The sequence below is a fragment of the Enterobacter sp. BIDMC 26 genome (genome assembly GCF_000534435.1).
GTDB lineage: Bacteria > Pseudomonadota > Gammaproteobacteria > Enterobacterales > Enterobacteriaceae > Enterobacter > Enterobacter ludwigii.
This window is the reverse complement of sequence record NZ_KI973182.1, coordinates 3,037,404-3,060,458: the sequence shown is the minus strand read 5'-3', so window position 1 is coordinate 3,060,458 and position 23,055 is coordinate 3,037,404. Positions and strand designations below refer to the sequence as shown.

Genomic DNA, 23,055 nt, shown 5'->3' with positions numbered 1-23,055 from the left:
TTCTGGAGGTTACGGTGGACGTCAGACAAAGCATCCACAGTGCGCACGCCAAAACGCTGGATACTCAGGGGCTGCGCAATGAGTTTTTAGTCGAGCAAGTGTTCGAGGCCGATAAGTACAGCATGGTCTACAGCCATATCGACCGTATTATCGTCGGCGGGATTATGCCGGTGACGCAGACCGTCTCCGTGGGCGGAGAAGTGGGTAAACAGCTTGGTGTGAGCTATTTCCTTGAGCGTCGCGAGCTGGGCGTGATTAACATCGGTGGCCCCGGCACCATCACCGTAGACGGACAGTGCTATGAGATAGGTCATCGCGACGCGTTGTATGTCGGTAAAGGGGCGAAAGAGGTCGTGTTCGCCAGCATCGACAGCGGTAAACCGGCGAAGTTTTACTACAACTGTGCGCCCGCACATACCCCGTATCCCACCAAAAAAGTGACCCCGGCGGATGTCGCCCCGGTGACGCTGGGTGACAACCTCACCAGTAACCGTCGCACCATCAATAAATACTTTGTTCCGGATGTGCTGGAAACCTGCCAGCTCAGCATGGGGCTGACCGAGCTTGCTCCGGGCAACCTGTGGAACACCATGCCGTGCCATACCCACGAGCGCCGTATGGAAGTGTATTTCTACTTCAACATGGACGAGGACGCCTGCGTGTTCCACATGATGGGGCAACCGCAGGAAACGCGCCATATCGTGATGCATAACGAGCAGGCGGTTATTTCGCCGAGCTGGTCTATTCATTCGGGCGTAGGCACGAAAGCGTACACCTTCATCTGGGGTATGGTCGGTGAAAACCAGGTCTTTGATGACATGGACCACGTCGCGGTTAACGAGCTGCGCTAGCCGCAGGCAGTTAAGCATAAACCTGCCTGTTGGTGACAGGCGCTGAAAGATTAAGGAACAAACATGATTCTGGATGCATTTTCTCTGCAGGGTAAAGTGGCTGTGGTGTCCGGTTGTGACACCGGACTGGGCCAGGGTATGGCGTTAGGGCTGGCGGAAGCGGGCTGCGATATCGTCGGGATTAACATTGTTGAGCCTACTGAAACCATCGAGCGCGTCACCGCGCTGGGTCGTCGTTTTCTGAGCCTGACCGCCGATCTGCGTAAAATTGACGCCATCCCTGAACTGCTGGATCGCGCGGTGGCGGAATTCGGCCATATTGACATTCTGGTGAACAATGCCGGACTGATTCGCCGTGAAGACGCGATTAATTTCAGCGAGCGCGACTGGGACGACGTGATGAACCTGAACATTAAGAGCGTGTTCTTTATGTCCCAGGCGGCGGCGAAACACTTCATTGCCCAGGGGAAAGGCGGCAAGATCATTAATATCGCCTCTATGCTCTCCTTCCAGGGCGGTATCCGCGTGCCGTCTTATACCGCATCCAAGAGCGCGGTGATGGGCGTTACCCGTCTGCTGGCAAACGAGTGGGCGAAGCACAACATCAACGTCAACGCGATTGCGCCGGGGTACATGGCGACGAATAACACTCAGCAGTTGCGTGCTGACGAACAGCGTAGCGCGGAAATCCTCGACCGTATCCCGGCGGGCCGCTGGGGCCTTCCGGACGATCTTAAGGGGCCGATTGTATTCCTGGCCTCTCCGGCATCCGATTACATCAACGGCTATACCGTGGCGGTCGATGGCGGCTGGCTGGCGCGTTAATTGCGTATTCCGTCTTAAACCTCTGCCGGTGGGTGGAGGTTTTTTTTGCCCAAAAATTGCCATTATCCATATGTCTCAAGACGAAAAATCCATACTAAAAAATCATAAATGATATGCATCACAGTTTTATTGCTTAAAAATTAAATGATTAATAAAAACTGGCGGTATTTCATCGTTAGTTGAAATTGTAATGTCCATCACAGATCGCTATGCCACAGCGAAATAATCCATATCTTCGCGAATTACGGCCTGACACTTTTCCGCGCTATCTCGTAATTTCAGTTAACGAATTTCGCTGTTCAGGCAGGAAAATATGACATCTATAAATGACTCTACCCTTATGCCCGCCGCGTTGCGTGATACCCGACGCATGAATCAGTTTGTCTCCATCGCGGCTGCAGTGGCTGGTTTACTGTTCGGTCTGGATATTGGCGTGATCGCCGGGGCGCTGCCCTTTATCACCGATCACTTTACGTTGAGTAACCGCCTGCAGGAGTGGGTGGTCAGCAGCATGATGCTGGGTGCGGCCATCGGCGCGCTGTTTAACGGCTGGCTTTCGTTCCGCCTCGGGCGCAAATACAGCCTGATGGTGGGGGCGATTCTGTTTGTCGCCGGCTCTATTGGGTCAGCATTTGCCACGAACGTGGAAATGCTGCTGCTCTCCCGCGTGCTGCTCGGCGTGGCTGTGGGGATTGCCTCTTACACTGCGCCGTTGTACCTCTCCGAAATGGCGAGCGAGAACGTGCGCGGCAAGATGATCAGTATGTACCAGTTGATGGTGACGCTGGGTATCGTGCTGGCGTTTCTGTCTGACACTTATTTCAGCTACAGCGGCAACTGGCGCGCGATGCTGGGCGTACTGGCGCTCCCGGCGCTGGTGTTGATTGTTTTGGTGATTTTCCTGCCAAACAGTCCCCGCTGGCTGGCGCAAAAGGGTCGTCATGTGGAAGCGGAAGAGGTGCTGCGGATGCTGCGTGATACCTCAGAAAAAGCACGTGAAGAGCTGAACGAGATCCGCGAAAGCCTGAAGCTGAAGCAGGGGGGCTGGGCGCTGTTTAAGATCAACCGTAACGTACGCCGCGCGGTGTTCCTCGGCATGTTGCTGCAAGCGATGCAGCAGTTCACCGGGATGAACATCATCATGTACTACGCGCCACGTATCTTCAAAATGGCGGGGTTCACCACCACGGAACAGCAAATGGTTGCCACGCTGGTGGTGGGGCTGACCTTTATGTTCGCCACCTTTATCGCGGTGTTCACCGTGGATAAAGCCGGACGTAAACCGGCACTCAAGATTGGCTTTAGCGTCATGGCGCTCGGTACGCTGATCCTTGGCTACTGCCTGATGCAGTTTGATAACGGCACGGCCTCAAGCGGTCTTTCCTGGCTCTCTGTTGGCATGACCATGATGTGTATTGCCGGATATGCGATGAGCGCTGCGCCCGTCGTGTGGATCCTGTGTTCCGAAATTCAGCCGCTCAAATGCCGCGACTTTGGTATCACCTGTTCCACGACCACCAACTGGGTGTCGAACATGATCATCGGCGCGACCTTCCTGACGCTGCTGGATTCAATTGGCGCGGCAGGAACCTTCTGGCTCTATACGGTTCTCAACGTCGCGTTTATCGGGGTCACGTTCTGGCTGATCCCTGAAACCAAAGGCGTCACGCTGGAGCATATCGAGCGCAGGCTGATGTCCGGCGAGAAGCTGCGTAATATTGGCGTGTAATCTGTTGCCGGGTGGCGAAGAGGCCACCCGGTTTTCGTTAGCGCATCGCGCGTTTCAGAATACGTTCAGCCTGACGCTGGAAGTCAGCGGCGGTCTCTTCCACGGATTTCTGTCCATAATCGATGTACTGCAGAGAGGTGCCGAACTGGGCCACAATCTGCGGATCGTCAAAGTAAGGTGACACGGAAAGTTTGGCCGGCAGAGACTGCGCCAGACGCAGCCCCGCGACCGACGGATCGCTCTCTTTGATGGTGCCGTCTTCGGTCAGGAACTGCACCGCGGCTTTACTCAGCGGCACGCCACGCTCCAGACCCAGCGTATCCACTCCCTCTTTGCTGTTCAGCAGGAAGTTAATCAGTTTCGCCGCCGCTTCCGGGTTTTTGGTGGATTTACCAATCGAGAGCATCTGCGCCGGTTTGAAGAAAAGGCCCGCATCGGTTGCGCCCGGCAGCATCGGGTAACTGCCCAGCACCAGTTTTGCCGGTGGCTTCAGGTTGTCGGAATACTTGTTGATGGTGGAGTTCCACATGTAGGTTCCCGCCCATTCTCCCTGGATCCACGGCTTCATCTCATACATGTTGCTCTTACCAAACGACGCATAGTATTTGGTGTCCGGCATGACGTGGCTATCCACCAGCGTTTTGTAGGTCTGGAAGAATTCCACCCACTGCGCTTTGCTGTAGGCGAACTTCTTGGTTTTCTCGTCCACGGCAGGGATGTTGTACTTCTGAATCATGTACGAGTTCAGCAACGCCAGCGTGTCCTGATGCTCCAGCACGACCGGGTAGTACTGCTTGCCGAGTTTACTCTCGAAGGTTTTACCCGCTGCCATCAGCTCGTCCCAGGTTTTCGGGTATGCAATACCGGCTTTTTTCCAGGTCTCGTCGTTGAAGTAGAACACGCGTGCGGTGACGGAGATCGGAATGCCGTTCAGCTTGCCGTTGATGGTGGTGGACTGAAGTTCTTTGGGATCGAACTGGGTCAGGTCGATCACGTCTTTCATTTTGTTCAGGTCGTAGAACCCGTCGCCGGTTTTCGAGAAGATTGGCAGCCAGTTCCAGTTGGTCTGCATCACATCCGGCTCGGTGCCGCCCGCAATTTGAGTGGTCAGGCGGGAGAGGTGCCCATCCCAGCCGGTGTACTCTGCTTTAACGTTGATATCCGGGTTCTGCTTATGGAATTCCTCCAGCGCTTTCAACGTCACCTGATGGCGGCCATTACCACCCCACCAGGACATGCGTAATTCGACATCTTGCGCCATCGATGGCAAAGCGGTAAGGCCCAGCGTCGCGGAGATTGCTGCGCTTAAAAGCACTTTTTTCATTTTTATAAACTCCATCAGAGAGAGAGGTTCTGTTCAGTTTTTGCGTCAAAAATATGACATTTATTCATATCAAATTTGAAATACACCTTGCGATGAAGGCCTTTATCAATCATTGGCTTAGCTTCATCGGATGGAATTCTGGCGGTCAGTTCGTAGTCCGCAACCTTCAGATAGACGAAGAATTCGTGGCCCATGTTTTCCACGCGAACCATTTCGCCACTGCAGCCCCCGTCAACGAATGGTGCGTCGGAGAGGGAAACGAATTCCGGACGTACGCCGTAGTAAATGGCCTGCCCGGCATAAGCGGAGACTTTCTCCTGCATCCCGGCGTTCAGCGGCATGGTTTCATTGCCGATGGCGATGTGCAGTTTCCCGGCGCTTTCCACCAGCTGGCTTTGACGAATATTCATCTCCGGCGCGCCGATAAAGCCTGCCACGAACATGTTTTTCGGCTTGTGGTAGAGGTTGTCCGGGGTATCAACCTGCATGATGTGGCCGAGTTTCATCACGCAGATGCGGTCGCCCATGGTCATCGCTTCGGTCTGGTCGTGGGTGACGTAGACGGTGGTCGCCGGTTTACCGGATTTCTTCAACTGCTTATGCAGGTCGGAAATACGAATGCGCATTGAGGCGCGTAGTTTGGCGTCGAGGTTTGACAGCGGTTCGTCGAACAGGAATACATCCGGCTTTTTCACAATCGCACGGCCTACCGCCACGCGCTGTGCCTGGCCGCCGGAAAGCTGGCGTGGCAGGCGGTCGAGTAACTCTTCCAGCTCAAGGATTTTGGCCGCTTCGTTGACCTGAGATTCAATCTGATCTTTTGGCAGTTTGCTCAGCTTCAGACCAAAGGCCAGGTTTTCGCGCACCGTCATGTGGGGATAGAGCGCGTAGTTCTGGAACACCATCGCAATCCCGCGCTCTTTTGGCGCGAGGTTGTTCACAATCTTATCGCCGATGCGGACTTCACCCCCGCTGATGGTTTCCAGGCCAGCCAGCATGCGCAGGGTGGTGGATTTGGCGCAGCCGGAGGGGCCAACGATCACCATGAACTCTCCTTCAGCGATTTTCAGGTCAATGGCATGTACCGCTTTAAAGCCGTTGGAGTAGACCTTTTCCAGTTTGTTGAAGATAACTTCAGCCATAATATTTCCCTCTTAACCTTTAATTCCGCTGCTGGTGACGCCCTGGACGAAGTAGCGCTGTGCCAGGAAGAAGACAATGATGGATGGCAGAATGGAGATGCTCGCCATTGCCAGAATTTCGTTCCACGGCGCCCCTTCGGTGACGTCGATGGACATTTTCAGCGCCAGTGCAATCGGGTATTTATCCACGCTGTAGACATAAATCAGCGGCCCGATAAAGTCGTTCATTGACCACATGAACTGGAACAGGGCGACGGAGATAATGGCCGGTTTCAGGATCGGCACCACCACGTACCACAGCACCTGAAGCGAGTTACAGCCGTCAATTTGCGCCGCCTCCTCCATGTCACGCGGCACGCCGCGCAGGAACTGGATAAGCATGAAGACGAAGAACCCCTGGGTGGCGAAGGCCAGCGGCAGGTACAGCGGCATATAGCTGTTGAGCATGCCCATTTCACGGAACATCAGGTACTGCGGGATCAGCAGCACGGTGCTGGGGAGCAGCATGGTGGTGATGAGGGTGGCGAACCAGAATTTCTTCCACGGGATTTCAAAGCGCGCAAAGCCGTACGCCACGATGGTGGAGGAGATAATGGTCAGGATCACTTTCGGGATCACATACTTAAAGGTGTTCAGCATGTAATGGCCGAAGTTGTATTCGGTACCGGTTTTCCAGCCATTCACAAAACCATCCCAGGTCGCATGGGCAGGCCACAGGCTGAGAGTGGTGAAAATCTCGTGGTTCGGTTTAAACGACGCCGAGAACATCCACACCAGCGGATAAAGCATCAGCAGGCCGACAAACAGCAGGATCACGTAGCGCACAGCGGCGTTAATTTTCTCTCTGCGCAGCGTGCGGGCGACTTCACGCTCGGCAATCGTCCTCGCCGTGGAAAGTTGTTGGATATCAGCCATTTTTGCCTCCTTTATCGGCGGAGTAGAACACCCAATATTTCGATGACTTAAAGGCGATACCGGCAAAAATGGCCACCACCAGGAACAGGAACCACGCCAGTGCTGCGCCGTAACCCATGTCAAAGTATTTGAACGCGGTGTCGTAGATGTAGAGTGAGAACAGGTAAGTGGAATACGTTGGCCCGCCGCCGGTAATGACATACGGTCCGGTAAATTCCTGGAACGCCTGGGTGGTCTGCATAATGAAGTTGAAGAAAATCACCGGCGTGATCAGCGGCACGGTCACTTTCGTGAACATCTGCCATTTGGATGCCCCATCGATCATCGCAGCTTCATACTGCGACTGCGGTACGTTTTGCAGCGCGGCCAGGAAGATGACCATCGCGGAACCGAACTGCCAGACGCGCAGCAGGGTGACCGACATCAGGGCCAGCGAGGGCTCCCCCAGCCAGTTCACCGGGTCAAAACCAAATACGCCAATAAAGCTGTTCAGCAGACCATCAATGGCAAAGAGCGCGCGCCACAAAACAGCAATGGCTACGGAGCTGCCGAGGATCGACGGAATATAGTAGGCGGTACGGAAGAATCCAATACCGCGTAATTTAAAGTTCAGAACAAACGCAATCCCTAATGCAAAGGCGAGCTTCAGGGGAATGGTCAGAAATACATACGCAAACGTCACTCCCATTGATGTCCAGAAGAGCGTGTCTTCCGTAAACATGTAGCGATAATTTTCAATGCCGTTAAATACCGGCGGGCTCATCAGGTCGTAATCCGTAAAACTCAGGAAAAACGATGAGACGAAGGGGAAAGCCGTAAAGAGTATCAACCCAATGATGTAGGGTGATATCCACGCGAGCCCCAGCAGCTTGTTTTCATTCATACTTACCTACCTGGTAATCAATGTTTTAAAACGGAATCTGCGTCTGTAACAACCTTTCAGGCTGTCGAAACCGAGCCTGAACGGCAATGTTCTGGGTAAGACGTGTCACGGTTACTTCATTTAACTTTGTTTTATAATACTTTTTCCGATTTCATCGTTGAGCGAAACGCCTGGGTTTCAATACGGTAGAACTCGTGTTCCTGGATAATAAAACGCCGTTTTATTTTATATTATTGCTATTTGTTTCTGCGTCATTCGCTTAATAGCGGAAATGTGATCAAAGTCGGAACAGTGTTTCAATAAGGTGATGAGGATGGCATTTTTGCGCTATTTCAGGCGTTCAAAGAAGAGAGAGGCGGGCGGGGCGGAAAGAACCGGATGATTAGTAAAGACAATACCGTGGAGAAACTAACTACTAATTCTGATAGCAGGTCTACAGCTGGATCATTCTTTCGTTCAGATAATTCTTACTTTCTTGTATCATCGGACCACTGTAACCAATCAGGCAGAAATGGTCTGCACCCTCAAAAGAAGAATGGCTATGTCAGCAATGGATTTAAAAAAAAATACGGATCTCGACTTCCCCCATTACGCGGCCCCGGCAGTCAGTTCCAAAGAAATTGACCTTCTGGGACTGTTAGAAGTTCTTCTGGCGGCAAAAAAACGTATCATCGTGATTGCCTTCGCATTCGCACTGGTTGGACTGGCCATCGCGTTCTTACTGCCACAAAAATGGACCAGTAAAGCGGTGATCACACCGGCGGAACAGACGCAGTGGAACCCGCTGCGCCAGATGATGGTCGCCCTGCAGGTGCTCGACGTGGACGTGAAAATTACCCGTCCGGACGTGTTTAATCAGTTTATTAAAAAGTTCCAGTCGCAGTCGTTGCTTGAGGAGTACATGAAATCCTCACCTTACGTGATGGCACAGCTGGAAGGCACTGATGTGGATCCGCTTGAGCTGCATCGTGCGGTGGTCAATATCTCCGAAAAGATGAAAGCGGTAGATAACACCCTGGCAAAAGATGCGGATAAAGCGCCGTACGTCTCGTGGACATTGAGCTTCACCGCGCCGACGGCGGGGGATGCGCAAACGGTTCTTAAAGGTTACGTAGATTACATCTCACAGATTGTTGAGCAGGAAACCATGGAGAATATCCGTAACCAGATCACCCTGAAAACCAAAGTGGTGGAGCAGCAGCTGGAGCTGGATCGGGTACGTCTGACGAATGTTCACAACACCAATCTGCAGCGTCTTAACTATTCTCTGGAAGTGGCCAACGCGGCGGGTATCAAAAAGCCGGTCTACAGCAACGGTCAGGCGGTTAAAGACGATCCGGATTACTCCGTCGCGCTCGGTGCCGACGGTATCGCGCAAAAACTGCAGATTGAAAAAAATCTCAAGGACATCGCTGAGCTGAACGCGGACTTCCAGAACCGGGAATACTACCTGGCGCAGCTGAAAAAGCTGTCTGTCGAAGACGTCAAACTTGAACCGTTCAAGTATCAGCTCTCTCCATCCATGCCGGTGAAAAAAGACGGTCCGGGCAAAGCCCTGATTGTGATCCTGGCGGGACTGCTGGGCGGGCTGTTTGCCTGTGGCAGCGTATTACTGCGTGATGCCATGCTCAGCCGCAATCCTCTGGTCGAGCCTGTAACGGAATAAAAAACGCAGACGAGAAGGGCGCTGTCATCAGCGCCCTTTTTTTATTTCAAAAAATCCTCACGTACCGGCGTGAAGGTATCCAGCAGCGTGCCGGGTTTAAGACACACGCAGCCGTGCATCACATGTGGCTTTTTGTAGAGGGTATCCCCGGCCGTCACCACATGTTTTTCATCTCCAATCGTGAACTCAAACTCGCCGGACAGCACATAGGTTAACTGTTCATGAGGATGGTTATGCAGTGGGCCTGTCGCGCCCTGTTCAAAATTCACCTCCACCGCCATCATTTTACCGCCATGGGCAAGAATACGGCGCGTCACGCCGTTCCCCAGATCGTCAAGCGTGGTCTCGTTGTGGAAAATAAACATATCGTCACCCCGGAGTGTATTAAAACAATGTTTCATTTAATTTATATCACCATGGGTTAAAAAGAAACGACGTGACAAAGAACTGGAAACACGATCACAAGTTTGCTTCACTGGGACAAACACATAAGGAGGGATGATGAAAACGATCGGCCTGTTAGGGGGGATGAGCTGGGAATCGACAATCCCCTATTACCGCCTGATTAATGAAGGGGTGAAGCAACGTCTGGGGGGCCTGCATTCTGCCAGCCTGCTGCTGCACAGCGTAGATTTCCATGAAATCGAAGCCTGCCAGTCGAGCGGTGAATGGGATAAAGCCGGTGAAATACTGGCCGAGGCCGCGCTGGGGCTGGAGCGTGCGGGAGCAGAGGGGATTTTGCTCTGTACCAACACCATGCATAAAGTCGCGTCCCATATCGAAGCGCGCTGTTCGCTGCCCTTCCTGCACATTGCTGATGCAACCGGGCGGGCTATCACCGCAACCGGATTACGTCGTGTGGCGCTGCTGGGAACGCGCTACACCATGGAGCAGGATTTTTACCGCGGTCGGTTGAGCAGCCAGTTTGGCATTGAAAGCCTGATCCCGGATGAGGCAGACCGGGCCCGCATCAACCAGATTATCTTTGATGAACTCTGCCTCGGCACCTTTAGCGAATCATCCCGGGCATATTACGTCAGCGTGATTGAAAAACTCGCGCAGCAGGGGGCGGAAGGGGTGATCTTCGGCTGTACGGAAATCGGTTTACTGGTACCGGTTGAGCAAAGCCCGATTCCGGTCTTCGATACCGCCGCGATTCATGCCGCCGATGCCGTGGAGTTTATGCTGTCATAAATTTTGCCGATCGGATAAACGAAGCGCCACCTGACGGGCATGGGCTATCAGGTGCTCCGTAAACGCCTCCACCAGTGCTGAGACCGGGCGATGGAGGGGGCGGATCAGGCTCACGGTGAACGGGACTGACAGGCTAAACGGGCGGATCACAATATCGCGCCCGGCGTAATCCAGCGCCGTCAGTGGATTCACCACCGAAACGCCCACCCCGGCGCGCACCATGGCGCAAATGGAGGCCGCACTGTGGGTCTCGACCACCATCCTGCGCTTGACCTGATGCTCGGCAAACAGTGAATCCAGCAGCTGCCGGTAGCTGTCGGTTTGTGACAGGCTAATGTAGTTTTCACCGTGAAAATCCGCTGGCGTCAGAATCTGCTTGCGGGCAAGCGGGTGCCCGGCTGGCAGCACGCACACCTCATTTAAAGAGAGCAGTTCCGTGCGTTCCGTTCCCGCGGGCGTAGAGAGGGTTTCGGTCAGGCCTAAATCATGGCGCTGTGCGGAGAGCCACTCCTCGAGCAGCGGTGACTCCTGCGGGACAATCGTGAGATTCACCTCCGGATATCGGGCCAGAAAAGGCTGGAGCAGCGTCGGCAAAAAAGACTGTGAAAAGACGGGCAGGCAGACAATCGATAGCTCGCCCTGCCGAAACTCGCGCAGGCTTTCCGCTGCACTGACAATGCGGTCCAGCCCGTACCATGAGCGCTGCACTTCCTCGAACAGGCGCAGCCCCTGTACCGTTGGGTGAAGCCTGCCCCGTGTGCGTTCGAACAGCTTCAGTCCCAGCACTTTCTCGAATCGCGCCAGCTCGCGGCTGACCGTTGGCTGCGAGGTATGGAGCATCTGCGCAGCCTCGGTGAGGTTGCCCGTGGTCATCACGGCGTGAAAAATCTCGATATGGCGTAAATTGACGGCGGGCATAGGTCACCTGAATACAAAGAACTGTCCATATCATTTTTGCATAGACTCGCGATAAAACGATATTTTTTATTCTCTTCCTGCTGTGGCGTAATCATAAAAAAATGTCACCCCGGAGAAAGACCATGCCACGCCCGCTTAACCAGACTGATACCGATTTGAATGCCGAAAACCTGCTACGCCTGCCTGCCGAGTTTGGCTGTCCGGTGTGGGTCTACGACGCGCAGATCGTTCGCGAGAAGATTGCTGCCCTGCATCAGTTTGACGTGGTGCGTTTTGCCCAGAAGGCGTGCTCCAATATCCACATTCTGCGTCTGATGCGTGAGCAGGGTGTGAAGGTCGACTCCGTCTCCCTGGGGGAGATTGAGCGCGCGCTGGCGGCCGGGTTTGATCCGAAAACCGATCCTGACGCGATTGTGTTTACCGCCGATGTGATCGACGACGCCACGCTTGCTCGCGTCCATGAGCTGCAGGTGCCGGTAAACGCCGGGTCCGTGGATATGCTGGAACAGCTTGGGCAAGTTTCTCCGGGCCACCGCGTCTGGCTGCGCGTGAACCCTGGCTTTGGTCACGGTCATAGCCAAAAAACCAATACCGGCGGCGAAAACAGCAAGCACGGTATCTGGTATGCCGATATGCCCGCTGCCCTGGACGTACTGCAGCGTTACAATCTGAAGCTGGTGGGGATTCATATGCACATCGGCTCCGGCGTGGATTACGCGCACCTTGAGCAGGTCTGTGGCGCAATGGTGCGCCAGGTGATCGAGTTTGGTCAGGATCTGGAGGCGATCTCTGCCGGGGGCGGCCTTTCCATTCCCTACCGTGAAGGGGGAGAGGCGATCGACACCGATCACTATTACGGCCTGTGGAGCGCCGCGCGTGACCAGGTCGCCGCGCATCTTGGTCATGCCGTGAAGCTGGAAATTGAGCCGGGTCGTTTCCTGGTGGCTGAATCCGGGGTGCTGGTGGCGCAGGTTCGCAGCGTGAAAGAGATGGGCTCGCGCCACTTTGTGCTGATTGACGCCGGCTTTAACGATCTGATGCGCCCGTCAATGTACGGCAGCTATCACCACATTTCGGCTCTGGCTGCCGATGGCCGCGATTTAACTCACGCGCCGCGTATCGAGACGGTTGTTGCGGGCCCGCTGTGTGAGTCTGGTGATGTCTTTACCCAGCAGGAAGGGGGGAAAGTGGAAACCCGCACGCTGCCGGAAGTTAAACCAGGCGACTATCTGGTGCTGCACGATACCGGTGCGTACGGGGCGTCAATGTCCTCAAACTACAACAGCCGCCCGCTGCTGCCAGAAGTGTTGTTTGATAACGGCAAGGCGCGGCTGATCCGCCGCCGCCAGACCATTCAGGAACTGCTGGCGCTGGAACTCGTCTGAGTGAAGTACGGCCCCGTCGTGACCGAGTCGCGTAATACCAGCGTACCGGTGAACGGCGGGATCGCGTCGACCGGTTGGTTTTTTGCCAGCCGGATCGCCTGATCGATAGCCGTAACGATCATATTGTCGATAGGCAGGTAAACCGACGAGAGCGCAGGCTCCAGCCATTTCGCGCATGGGGCATCGTCAAAGCCAAACAGGGAAATATCCTGTGGGATCCGCAGCCCCGCCTGGTGTAGCGCCTTGGACGCACCCAACGCCATATCATCGTTACAGGCAAACAGAGCGCTAAACGCTATACCGTCGGCAATCAGCTCTTTGCAGAGCTCATATCCTCGCGTCATTCCCGCATCGCCATACTTTATCCGCCGCTCGTCCAGACGAATGCCGTGCTTTTCCAGCGCCTTACGGTAGCCCATCAGCCTCGCTTTCCCGGTTGGCGTGTGGATCGGGACGGTGATACAGGCGATCTCCCGGTGGCCCTGGTTGATCAGGTAATCCACGGCCTTAAAGGCGGCATCCTGCTGTTCGAAGAACACGCAGCGATCGGGCGCCTGGCTGACTTCACGGTTGATGACCACCAGCGGGGTTTGCACCGAATGGATCAGCTTCATGATCGCTTTTTCGCTCATGTAGCGGGTGTAAAGCACGATGGCATCGCATTTGCGATCGGCCAGCATTTGTACCGCCTGCTCTTCCTGCTCCGGGGCGTCGTGACCATCCGTGACGATCAGCTGTTTGCCGTGGGTTTCCGTCTGCCGGGAGGCCTGCTGAAGAAGACGACCAAAGTAAAAACCATCAAAGGTAGAGACCACCAGACCAATGCTGTTGCTGGTCTGGTTTGCCAGCGAACGCGCGAGAAAATTTGGGCGGTAGCCCAGCTCTTCCATCGCATTAAACACCTGCTGACGCGTACTCTCTTTAACCTGACCTGTGCCGTTCAGCACGCGCGATACCGTGGCTTTCGACACGCCCGCGCGCAATGAGACATCCAGCATTGTTGCCATTAGACATTCCTGATTCCACGTAACGATCTGCAGTTTAACACAGACCATCCGGTGCATAAGCGATGCGGGAAGGGCAAAACTTCCAGCACGATCACGCTTTTAGGTAACGATCGGTCAGTTCGAAATACCGGGTTTTAAGTGGTATGCCAAAATCGATATAAACCGCATTTTGGAATACCTGTTACGTCGTTGAGAGCTTAATCACAGAACAAAACCCGACATGAAGCTATTTTTGGTATGCCAATAGTATCCGGCTGTACACCTTATCCAATAAAAGCCCTTTTACTGAGGTATTACCCTATGGCATTACAGGAAAAACTGATCGACGCTCTGGGCAGTTTTGCCACAAAATTCAACAGTTATCGCTATATCATGGCGATCAAGTCTGCCTTTATTACCTTAATGCCGGTCATCATCGTTGGGGCATTCTCTGTCTTGATCTCCAATATGGTACTGGATCCGAAAAATGGCCTGGCGAGCTTCCAGTCCCTCTCTTTTCTCGCCACGCTAAAACCCATCACCAGCGCGCTCAATTACGCCACCCTGAATTTCCTTAACATTGGCGCGGTGTTCTTAATCGGTATCGAACTGGGCCGCATCAATGGGATCAAATCGTTATTCCCTGGCCTGCTGGCGGTGATCTGCTTTATCTGCGTGACGCCGACAACCGTTGAGATGCTGGTGGATGGTGAAATGCACGTGGTGAAAGACGTGCTGCTGCGTCAGTTCTCTGATACCCGCAGCCTGTTCCTCGGTATGTTTATCGCGATTCTGTCGGTAGAAATTTACTGCTGGCTGGAAAACCGCAAGGGGCTGAAGATCAGGATGCCGGACACCGTACCGCCAAACGTGGCGGCATCGTTCTCCGCGCTGATCCCGGCGATCATCACCACTACCGCGATTGCCACATTGGGTTTCGTCTTCCATCAACTCACCGGCATGTATCTCTATGACGCGGTCTATCAGGTGGTGCAACAGCCGCTGGAGCGCGTGGTGCAAAGCCTGCCGGGCATTCTGCTGCTGATGTTTGTCGCACAGCTTTTCTGGGTGATTGGTATTCACGGCAACCAGATGATCAAGCCGATCCGCGAGCCGCTGCTGTTAGGCGCCATCACCGTTAATATGAGCGCCTTTGAGCAGGGCAAAGAGGTGCCGAATATCATCACCATGCCGTTCTGGGATGTGTATATGAGCATCGGCGGGTCGGGGCTGACCATCGGCCTGCTGATCGCGGTCATGATTGCCACCAAACGCAAAGAGATGAAAGAGATCGCCAAGCTTTCCATTGGTCCGGGGCTCTTTAACATCAACGAGCCGGTGATCTTCGGCATGCCAATCATGCTTAACCCGATCCTCGCCATTCCTTTCATTATCACGCCGCTGGTGACCGGCTCTATCGGTTACTTTGCCACCGTAACCGGCTTTGCCGGTAAAGCCGTGGTAATGGTGCCGTGGACCACGCCGCCGCTGATCAACGCCTGGCTCTCCACCGCCGGATCGATGGGGGCGGTCATCACTCAGCTTATCTGCATTGTGACTGCCGTCATTATCTACCTGCCGTTTGTGAAGATTGCTTCACGACGTGCCGAACAGGCCGCGCTGCAACAGGCGACCGACAATGCATGAGGATGTGATGACGACAAAACAGATAACCATTCCGCAGGATTTCATTCTGGGCGCGGCCGCGTCAGCCTGGCAAACCGAAGGCTGGAGCGGCAAAAAGGCGGGGCAGGATTCGTGGATCGATCTCTGGTACAAAAACGATCGCCACGTCTGGCACAACGGCTATGGCCCGGCGGTGGCGACCGACTTTATCAACCGCTTTCGCGAGGATGTGGCGCTGATGAAGCAGGCGGGGCTGACGCACTACCGAACCTCGATTAACTGGTCACGTTTTTTAACCGACTATGAAAAAGTGACGGTGGACGAGGAGTACGCCGCCTATTACGACGCGTTGTTCGATGAGATGCACCGTCAGGGTATTGAGCCGATGATCTGCCTCGAGCATTACGAGCTGCCGGGCGTGCTGCTTGACACTTACGGCGGCTGGGCTTCAAAGCAGGTTGTCGACCTGTTTGTCCGCTATGCGGAAAAAGTCTTTGAACGCTACCACGGTAAAGTCACCCACTGGTTTACCTTCAATGAACCGATCGTGGTACAGACCCGCGTTTATCTCGATGCGCTGCGCTGGCCCTACGAGCAGAATACCGGTAAATGGATGCAGTGGAACCACCATAAGGTTCTGGCGACGGCAAAGGTTGTACAGCTGTTTCGTGCCAAAGGCTACCCTGGCTCGGTTGGCTGTATTCTCAACCCCGAAGTCACCTATCCTCGATCGTGCGCACCGCACGATGTTAACGCCGCAGAGAAGTACGATCTGTTCTATAACCGCGTATTTCTCGATCCGCTGGTGCACGGGCGCTACCCGCCAGAACTCTTTACGCTGCTGGAACAGCATCAGGTGGCGTGGGACTACACCGCAGAAGAGCTGGAACTGATTGCGCAGAACACCGTCGATGAGCTGGGGATAAACCTCTATTACCCGCATCGGGTGAAAGCGCCGTCTCGTGCCTGGCACCCGGAGACACCGTTCCACCCGGCGTACTACTACGAACCGTTCGAACTGCCAGGACGGCGAATGAATAAATCCCGCGGCTGGGAAATCTACCCCCGCATTATCTACGATATGGCGATGCGAATAAAAAATGACTACCGCAACATCGACTGGTTCGTGGCGGAGAGCGGGATGGGCGTGGAGAACGAAGCGCAGTTTCGCAACAGTGACGGGGTCATTGACGACGAGTACCGCATTGCGTTCATTCGCGAGCACCTCTATTACACGCTGCTGGCGCGGGAGGAGGGGGCAAACTGTCATGGCTATATGCTGTGGGCCTTCACGGACAACGTATCACCGATGAACGCCTTCAAAAATCGCTACGGGCTGATTGAGATCGATCTCGATAACAATCGCGCCAGGCGGGCGAAAAGGTCGGCGAGCTGGTTCCGGCAGCTGCGCGATGCGCGCGTGCTCACGCTCCCGGTCGATGATGAATGGAAGTAAGCGAAAACCATGCTGGTTCTGGTAAAATAGCGCACAAACTGGCCGGGAGGACGCCCGGCCTGCGCATTAACTGAAAAAACAGGTGAAAACGTGGATAAGGCTGTCATCCTGCCGGAAAAAAAACAGTACCAGGAAATTGGCGAGGATTTACGGGCGCAAATTATCCAGGGGCACTATCCCGTAGGTTCCCGTCTGCCGCCCGAGCGTAATATTGCTGAGAAGTACGGCGTAAGTCGTACCATCGTGCGTGAGGCATTGTTGATGCTGGAGCTGCAGGGCACGGTGGATATCCGCCAGGGGTCTGGCGTTTATGTGATGCGCATTCCTGAAGAACACGAAAACGAAGAAGAACGTTTTCTGAACAGCGACGTCGGCCCCTTTGAGATCCTGCAGGCGCGCCAGCTCCTCGAAAGCAACATCGCCGCGTTTGCTGCCAAAATGGCGACACGCGCAGACATCGACAATCTGCGCCGTATTATTGAGCAGGAGCAGCGCGCCATTGCCGCCAACGATAACAGCCAGGACAACAATAAAATGTTTCACCTGGTGCTGGCGGGGGCAACGCAAAACCAGATGCTGCTGGCAACGGTAGAGAGTATCTGGCACCACATGGACAGCAGCCCGCTGTGGCAGCAATTCAATGGGCATATCGCCAGCCGTGCATACCGCCTGAAATGGCTGGGCGACAGGCAAACCATCCTCGCGGCGCTTCGTCGTCGTGATTTGATGGGCGCCTGGCAGGCGATGTTCCAGCATCTGGAAAATGTGAAAAAGAGCTTACTTGAACTCTCCGATGAAGATGCGCCGGATTTTGACGGTTATCTTTTTGAATCTGTGCCCGTGTTTCAGGGGAAGCTGGTGTGACTATTCTGCCTCTCTATACCGCGCCTCAGTATGCGGAACAGGTAACTGACTGGATCTGGCAGGCGTTCGGTGACGGGCTTACGCGGGCGTTTTTCCAGAGCATCGTTGAACACAGCCAGACGCCGGGCGCGTTACCGTTGACCTTTATTGCTCTGGAGGGCGAACAGCTTCTGGGTACGGTCGGGCTCTGGCGCTGCGATTTAATCACCCGACAGGATCTTTGTCCGTGGCTGGCTGCGCTGTACGTTGATGAAGCGGCGCGTGGTAAGGGACTGGCGGGAAAACTGCAGCAGCATGTTATCGCCTATGCCGCGCAGGCCGGGTATCACGAACTGCATCTGTGGTCTGCCTGCCGCGACTTCTACGAACGTTACGGCTGGCAGTACATTGGCGATGCGCTTGAATACCCGAACAAAACGGTACATCTGTATCGCTATTCCTCTCCCGCTTCTGCTGGCGAACCTACAGAGTGACGGCGGACTAAGGTGGGGCTGAACAGGTGGGTGATATCCGGTGGCTGGCGTTGTTCGGCCAGCGCCAGTGCCAGCTCCGCAGCCTGCGTTGCCATTGTGATAATCGGGTAACGTACCGTGGTCAGGCGGGGACGCACGTAGCGGGATACCAGCACATCATCAAAGCCAATGAGTGAAATTTCTCCCGGCACCTCGATTCCGTTGTCATTTAACACCCCCATTGCCCCGGCGGCCATCGAGTCGTTATAGCTGGCAACCGCCGTGAAATTCCGTCCACGCCCTAGCAGTTCTGTCATTGCCTGTTCGCCGCCACTCTCATCCGGCTCGCCGTAGGCCACCAGCCGGTCATTACACGGCAAACCGTTTTCGCGCAGGGCATCGTAGTAGCCCTGCAGGCGATCTTCGGCATCGGAAATCGGGTGATTGGAGCAGAGATAACCAATGCGGGTATGGCCCTGCTGAATCAAATGGCGGGTAGCAAGCCAGGCGCCGTAGCGGTCGTCGAGTGCCACGCAGCGTTTCTCAAAACCGGGAATAATTCGATTGATGATTACCATGCCGGGGATCTGCTTCATCAGATGAATGAGTTCAGCATCGGGGATCATTTTGGCGTGAACAACCAGCGCAGCGCAGCGGTGGCGCATCAGCTGTTCGATAGCCTGGCGTTCTTTTTGTTCGTTGTGATAGCCATTGCCGATCAGCAGAAAATTGCCGGTCTGATAAGAAACCTGTTCAACCGCTTTTACCATGGCGCCAAAAAACGGGTCAGACACATCGCCCACCACCAGTCCGATGGTTTCAGTAGACTGTTGGGCAAGGGCGCGGGCGTTGGCATTCGGATGATAATTCAATGATTCCATGGCGTTTTGCACCGCCTGGCGTGATGCGTCACTGGCTTTAGGGGAGTCGTTAATCACGCGCGAGACGGTCGCCACGGAAACACCAGCCAGACGGGCCACATCCTTTATTGTCGCCATTACATACCTTCTTAGTGGGGGTAAGCGTTTACACACGAAATAGTGTTGCGGAAAAGCGCCGTGCATTCAAGGGGCGCGGGGTTTCGCCCTCCACAAACGTGACGCAGCACAACCCTGGCCGTGTAATCGTTACACGGCCAGTCATGTCTGAATAATGTCAATCTGAACCTTTAGTTACACTTTGCCTCAGGCTGTTGCGATTGTCCGATGGCGAGGATGAGGGGGAGATTGATAGAGTCGAGATCCCAGAGGTATTGATTGGTGAGAATTCTTAGTACGGTTTCGTACTCTTCTCTTGCACCAACCTGCGCGGATGCGCAGGTTTTTTTTCGCCTCAACTTTGCAGTCGCTCCCGTATCACTTCTCGTGTAATCTGCCACCATTTACTATCAACCCTTCACACTGGCTGGCAAAGGGAGTTGAGATGCTTTTTGGGTTCTTCCGTACACTCTTCCGTATTCTCTTTCGCATTCGCGTCACTGGCGATGCTCAGGCGCTTCGCGGCGAACGCGTTCTTATCACACCAAACCATGTTTCCTTTATCGACGGCATTCTGCTGGCGCTATTTCTGCCCGTGCGTCCGGTGTTTGCGGTTTATACCTCCATCAGCCAGCAGTGGTACATGCGCTGGCTCACGCCGCTGATTGATTTTGTGCCGCTCGACCCGACCAAACCGATGATGATTAAACATCTGGTGCGTCTGGTGGAGCAGGGGCGTCCGGTGGTTATTTTCCCGGAAGGGCGCATCTCGGTGACCGGTTCACTGATGAAAATCTACGACGGCGCCGGGTTTGTCGCGGCGAAGTCAAAAGCAACCGTGGTGCCACTGCGTATTGAAGGGGCGGAGCGCTCCTATTTCAGCCGTCTGAAAGGGCTGGTAAAGCAGCGCGTGTTCCCAAAAATTACGTTGCATATCCTGCCGCCAACGTCGTTACCGATGCCTGACGCGCCCCGTGCACGCGATCGCCGTAAAATTGCCGGGGAGATGCTGCACCAGATTATGATGGAAGCGCGTATGGCGGTCCGCCCGCGCGAGACGCTGTATGAATCCCTGTTGTCGGCACAGCACCGCTACGGCGCGAAGAAAAACTGCATCGAAGACATCAACTTTACCCCGGATACCTATCGCAAGCTGCTGACCAAAACATTGTTCGTGGGTCGTATTCTTGAGAAGTACAGTCAGCAGGGCGAAAAGATTGGCCTGATGCTGCCCAACGCAGGAATCAGTGCGGCGGTGATTTTTGGTGCCGTTTCCCGTGGCCGTATTCCGGCGATGATGAATTACACGGCGGGCGTGAAAGGGCTGACCAGCGCCATCACGGCAGCGCAAATCAAAACCGTCTTTACCTCCCGCCAGTTCCTCGACAAAGGCAAACTGTGGCATCTTCCTGAACAGCTTACCCAGGTACGCTGGGTCTTCCTGGAAGATCTTAAAGCGGACGTGACGACAGGCGACAAACTGTGGATTTTTGCTCATCTTCTGATGCCGCGTCTGGCCCAGGTGAAACAGCAGCCGGAAGACGACGCGATTATCCTCTTCACCTCTGGCTCTGAAGGCAACCCGAAAGGCGTCGTCCACAGTCACAAGAGTATTCTGGCGAACGTTGAGCAGATCAAAAGCATTGCCGACTTTACCGCGAAAGACCGGTTTATGTCAGCGCTGCCGCTGTTCCACTCTTTTGGTCTGACGGTGGGGCTTTTCACGCCGCTGCTGACCGGTGCCGAAGTCTTCCTTTATCCAAGCCCGTTGCATTATCGCATTGTGCCTGAGCTGGTGTATGACCGTAACTGTACCGTGTTGTTTGGAACCTCAACCTTCCTCGGAAACTACGCGCGTTTCGCCAACCCGTATGACTTCTTCCGCGTGCGCTACGTGGTTGCTGGCGCGGAAAAACTGCAGGAGAGCACGCGACAGATCTGGCAGGACAAATTTGGTCTGCGTATCCTCGAGGGGTATGGCGTGACAGAGTGTGCGCCGGTGGTCTCTATCAACGTGCCAATGGCGGCGAAACCGGGGACAGTAGGCCGAATTCTGCCTGGGCTGGATGCTCGTCTGCTGGCGGTGCCTGGCATTGAAGACGGTGGACGTCTGCAGCTGAAAGGGCCAAACGTGATGAACGGCTATCTGCGCGTGGAAAACCCCGGCGTGCTGGAAGCACCGACCGCAGAAAACGTTAATGGCGAGATTGAAACGGGCTGGTACGACACCGGCGATATTGTACGTTTCGATGAGCAAGGCTTTGTGCAGATCCAGGGGCGTGCAAAACGCTTTGCCAAGATTGCGGGTGAAATGGTCTCGCTTGAGATGGTTGAACAGCTGGCATCGGGCGTCTCTGCCGACAAGATGCATGCCACGGTTGTAAAGAGTGATGCAAGTAAAGGCGAGGCGCTGGTGCTGTTCACCACCGATAGCGAGCTTAAGCGCGACCAGTTACTGAGCTATGCCCGCGAGCACGGCATTCCGGAGCTGGCGGTACCTCGTGATATTCGCTACCTGAAACAGCTTCCGGTGCTCGGCAGCGGTAAGCCCGACTTCGTGACCCTCAAGGGCATGGTTGAACAGGCGGAACAACATAATGCGTGAGTCAGTACACACTAACACCTCTCTGCGCTCAAAAGGCATGATGGCGGTGATTGCCGCCCAGTTCCTTTCCGCCTTTGGCGATAACGCGCTGCTTTTTGCCACGCTGGCACTGCTCAAGGCTGAGTTTTACCCCGACTGGAGTCAGCCGGTTCTGCAGATGGTGTTTGTGGGCGCTTACATTATCTTTGCACCGTTTGTTGGACAGGTTGCGGACAGCTTCCCGAAAGGCCGGGTAATGATGTTTGCCAACGGTCTGAAACTGCTGGGAGCCGCCAGCATTTGTTTTGGTTTCAATCCGTTTATTGGCTATACGCTGGTCGGCATTGGCGCCGCAGCCTACTCCCCGGCGAAGTATGGCATCCTCGGGGAGCTGACCACCGGTGATAAGCTGGTGAAAGCCAATGGGCTGATGGAGTCCTCCACCATTGCGGCAATCCTGCTTGGCTCCGTCGCAGGTGGTGTCCTCGCTGACTGGCACGTGCTGGCGGCCCTCGGCGTGTGTGCCGTGGTGTACGGTGGTGCGGTAGTCGCTAACCTGTTTATTCCGAAACTGCCGGTGGCGCGTCCGGGGCAATCCTGGCGCTTTAAGCCGATGACCGGCAGCTTCTTCAATGCCTGCCGCGTACTGTGGCGTAACGGTGAAACACGATTCTCTTTGATGGGCACCAGCATGTTCTGGGGCGCTGGCGTTACGCTGCGCTTCCTGCTGGTGCTGTGGGTGCCGGTGGCGCTGGGGATCACGGACAACGCGACGCCAACCTACCTTAATGCGATGGTGGCGATCGGGATTGTGGTGGGCGCGGGGGCAGCGGCAAAACTGGTGACGCTCGACACCGTTGCTCGCTGCATGCCGGCAGGGATCCTGATTGGCGTTGCGGTGCTTTTTTTCGCGCTGCAACACGCCTTATTGCCAGCCTACGTACTGCTGATCCTGATTGGTATTCTGGGGGGCTTCTTCGTGGTGCCGCTGAATGCGCTTTTGCAGGAGCGTGGCAAGCAGACGGTCGGGGCGGGCAATGCTATTGCGGTGCAAAACCTCGGTGAAAACCTGGCGATGCTGCTGATGCTGGGCCTGTATTCGCTGGCGGTTAAAGCCGGCGCGCCTGTGGTGGGGATTGGCGTCGGGTTCGGTGGACTGTTTGCGCTGGCGATTGCTGGCTTGTGGGTCTGGCAGCGCCGCCGCTGATTCGGGTCGTCTTCAGCGCCTTTTCACAAGCGGGTGCAAACATTAAAAACGGCAACAGAGGTTGCCGTTTT

Annotated in this window: 20 protein-coding genes; 12 read left to right on the top strand and 8 right to left on the bottom strand. The window is 54.9% G+C overall.

What is annotated here, in order from left to right; translation table 11 throughout:
• Positions 1-14 precede the first annotated feature (14 nt).
• The 3 genes from kduI (at position 15) to L462_RS09030 (ending at position 3,405) form a co-directional block, all read left to right on the top strand.
• Entirely contained in the window at positions 15-851 is an 837-nt protein-coding gene (gene kduI, locus L462_RS09020; RefSeq protein WP_032678903.1) for a 5-dehydro-4-deoxy-D-glucuronate isomerase, read from the top strand.
• A gap of 63 nt (positions 852-914) precedes the next feature.
• Entirely contained in the window at positions 915-1,676 is a 762-nt protein-coding gene (gene kduD, locus L462_RS09025) for a 2-dehydro-3-deoxy-D-gluconate 5-dehydrogenase KduD (RefSeq protein WP_014171473.1), read from the top strand.
• Between the two features lie 295 nt (positions 1,677-1,971).
• Entirely contained in the window at positions 1,972-3,405 is a 1,434-nt protein-coding gene (locus L462_RS09030) for an arabinose-proton symporter AraE (RefSeq protein ID WP_226777985.1), read from the top strand.
• A 37-nt stretch (positions 3,406-3,442) separates the two neighbouring features.
• On the opposite strand, the gene L462_RS09035 is transcribed toward L462_RS09030, so the two are convergent.
• Genes L462_RS09035 through L462_RS09050 form a run of 4 tightly spaced genes read right to left on the bottom strand, consistent with a single transcriptional unit; the run spans position 3,443 to position 7,669 of the window.
• Complete coding sequence (locus tag L462_RS09035; protein ID WP_020883762.1) at positions 3,443-4,729, bottom strand: ABC transporter substrate-binding protein; 1,287 nt, start codon at positions 4,727-4,729, stop codon at positions 3,443-3,445.
• Between the two features lie 14 nt (positions 4,730-4,743).
• A complete protein-coding gene (locus tag L462_RS09040) occupies positions 4,744-5,871 on the bottom strand; it encodes an ABC transporter ATP-binding protein (RefSeq protein ID WP_014171470.1) in 1,128 nt (375 codons plus the stop codon).
• Between the two features lie 12 nt (positions 5,872-5,883).
• Positions 5,884-6,786 carry a carbohydrate ABC transporter permease gene (locus L462_RS09045; RefSeq protein WP_025203331.1) on the bottom strand — a complete coding sequence of 301 codons (903 nt, stop codon included), beginning with the start codon at positions 6,784-6,786 and terminating at the stop codon, positions 5,884-5,886.
• On the bottom strand, positions 6,779-7,669 hold the full coding sequence (locus L462_RS09050) for a carbohydrate ABC transporter permease (RefSeq protein WP_032678902.1): 891 nt from the start codon (positions 7,667-7,669) through the stop codon (positions 6,779-6,781). Before L462_RS09050 ends, L462_RS09045 begins: the two co-directional genes overlap by 8 nt.
• Before the next feature lie 541 nt (positions 7,670-8,210).
• Here L462_RS09050 and wzz(fepE) point away from each other — a divergent pair.
• Complete coding sequence (wzz(fepE), locus tag L462_RS09055; protein WP_032678901.1) at positions 8,211-9,335, top strand: LPS O-antigen length regulator Wzz(fepE); 1,125 nt, start codon at positions 8,211-8,213, stop codon at positions 9,333-9,335.
• A gap of 41 nt (positions 9,336-9,376) precedes the next feature.
• Here the strand turns inward: wzz(fepE) and L462_RS09060 are convergent, their stop codons facing one another.
• On the bottom strand, positions 9,377-9,700 hold the full coding sequence (locus L462_RS09060) for a cupin domain-containing protein (protein WP_020883766.1): 324 nt from the start codon (positions 9,698-9,700) through the stop codon (positions 9,377-9,379).
• 136 nt (positions 9,701-9,836) lie between these two features.
• Between L462_RS09060 and L462_RS09065 the strand changes: the two genes are divergently transcribed.
• Positions 9,837-10,529 (top strand): aspartate/glutamate racemase, encoded by a 693-nt coding sequence (locus L462_RS09065; protein WP_032678900.1) that lies wholly within the window; start codon positions 9,837-9,839, stop codon positions 10,527-10,529.
• On the opposite strand, the gene L462_RS09070 is transcribed toward L462_RS09065, so the two are convergent.
• Positions 10,524-11,447, bottom strand: coding sequence for a LysR family transcriptional regulator (locus tag L462_RS09070; protein ID WP_032678899.1), 924 nt, complete (start codon positions 11,445-11,447; stop codon positions 10,524-10,526). The genes L462_RS09065 and L462_RS09070 overlap by 6 nt on opposite strands.
• A 122-nt stretch (positions 11,448-11,569) precedes the next feature.
• Here L462_RS09070 and lysA point away from each other — a divergent pair, with 122 nt between their 5' ends.
• Positions 11,570-12,832: a diaminopimelate decarboxylase gene (gene lysA / locus L462_RS09075; protein ID WP_032678898.1), complete on the top strand. Its 1,263-nt coding sequence runs from the start codon at positions 11,570-11,572 to the stop codon at positions 12,830-12,832.
• Here lysA and L462_RS09080 read toward each other — a convergent pair.
• Positions 12,802-13,839 (bottom strand): LacI family DNA-binding transcriptional regulator, encoded by a 1,038-nt coding sequence (locus tag L462_RS09080; RefSeq protein ID WP_032678896.1) that lies wholly within the window; start codon positions 13,837-13,839, stop codon positions 12,802-12,804. The two genes, lysA and L462_RS09080, sit on opposite strands and share 31 nt — an antisense overlap.
• A gap of 300 nt (positions 13,840-14,139) precedes the next feature.
• Here L462_RS09080 and L462_RS09085 point away from each other — a divergent pair, with 300 nt between their 5' ends.
• From L462_RS09085 to L462_RS09100, 4 genes are all read left to right on the top strand, one after another.
• Positions 14,140-15,465, top strand: coding sequence for a PTS sugar transporter subunit IIC (locus L462_RS09085; protein WP_020883770.1), 1,326 nt, complete (start codon positions 14,140-14,142; stop codon positions 15,463-15,465).
• A gap of 7 nt (positions 15,466-15,472) precedes the next feature.
• The gene (locus tag L462_RS09090) at positions 15,473-16,900 is read left to right on the top strand and encodes a glycoside hydrolase family 1 protein (RefSeq protein WP_032679731.1); all 1,428 of its coding nucleotides are present in this window, start codon (positions 15,473-15,475) and stop codon (positions 16,898-16,900) included.
• Positions 16,901-16,990: 90 nt separating this feature from the next.
• A complete protein-coding gene (locus L462_RS09095) occupies positions 16,991-17,764 on the top strand; it encodes a GntR family transcriptional regulator (RefSeq protein WP_032678895.1) in 774 nt (257 codons plus the stop codon).
• Entirely contained in the window at positions 17,761-18,237 is a 477-nt protein-coding gene (locus L462_RS09100; RefSeq protein WP_032678893.1) for a GNAT family N-acetyltransferase, read from the top strand. Before L462_RS09095 ends, L462_RS09100 begins: the two co-directional genes overlap by 4 nt.
• On the opposite strand, the gene galR is transcribed toward L462_RS09100, so the two are convergent.
• A complete protein-coding gene (gene galR / locus L462_RS09105) occupies positions 18,198-19,214 on the bottom strand; it encodes an HTH-type transcriptional regulator GalR (protein WP_020883772.1) in 1,017 nt (338 codons plus the stop codon). The two genes, L462_RS09100 and galR, sit on opposite strands and share 40 nt — an antisense overlap.
• A gap of 424 nt (positions 19,215-19,638) precedes the next feature.
• Between galR and aas the strand changes: the two genes are divergently transcribed.
• Positions 19,639-21,798, top strand: a complete 2,160-nt coding sequence (gene aas / locus L462_RS09110; RefSeq protein ID WP_020883773.1) for a bifunctional acyl-ACP--phospholipid O-acyltransferase/long-chain-fatty-acid--ACP ligase — start codon at positions 19,639-19,641, stop codon at positions 21,796-21,798.
• Complete coding sequence (lplT, locus tag L462_RS09115) at positions 21,791-22,984, top strand: lysophospholipid transporter LplT (RefSeq protein ID WP_025203340.1); 1,194 nt, start codon at positions 21,791-21,793, stop codon at positions 22,982-22,984. Before aas ends, lplT begins: the two co-directional genes overlap by 8 nt.
• Positions 22,985-23,055: the final 71 nt, after the last annotated feature.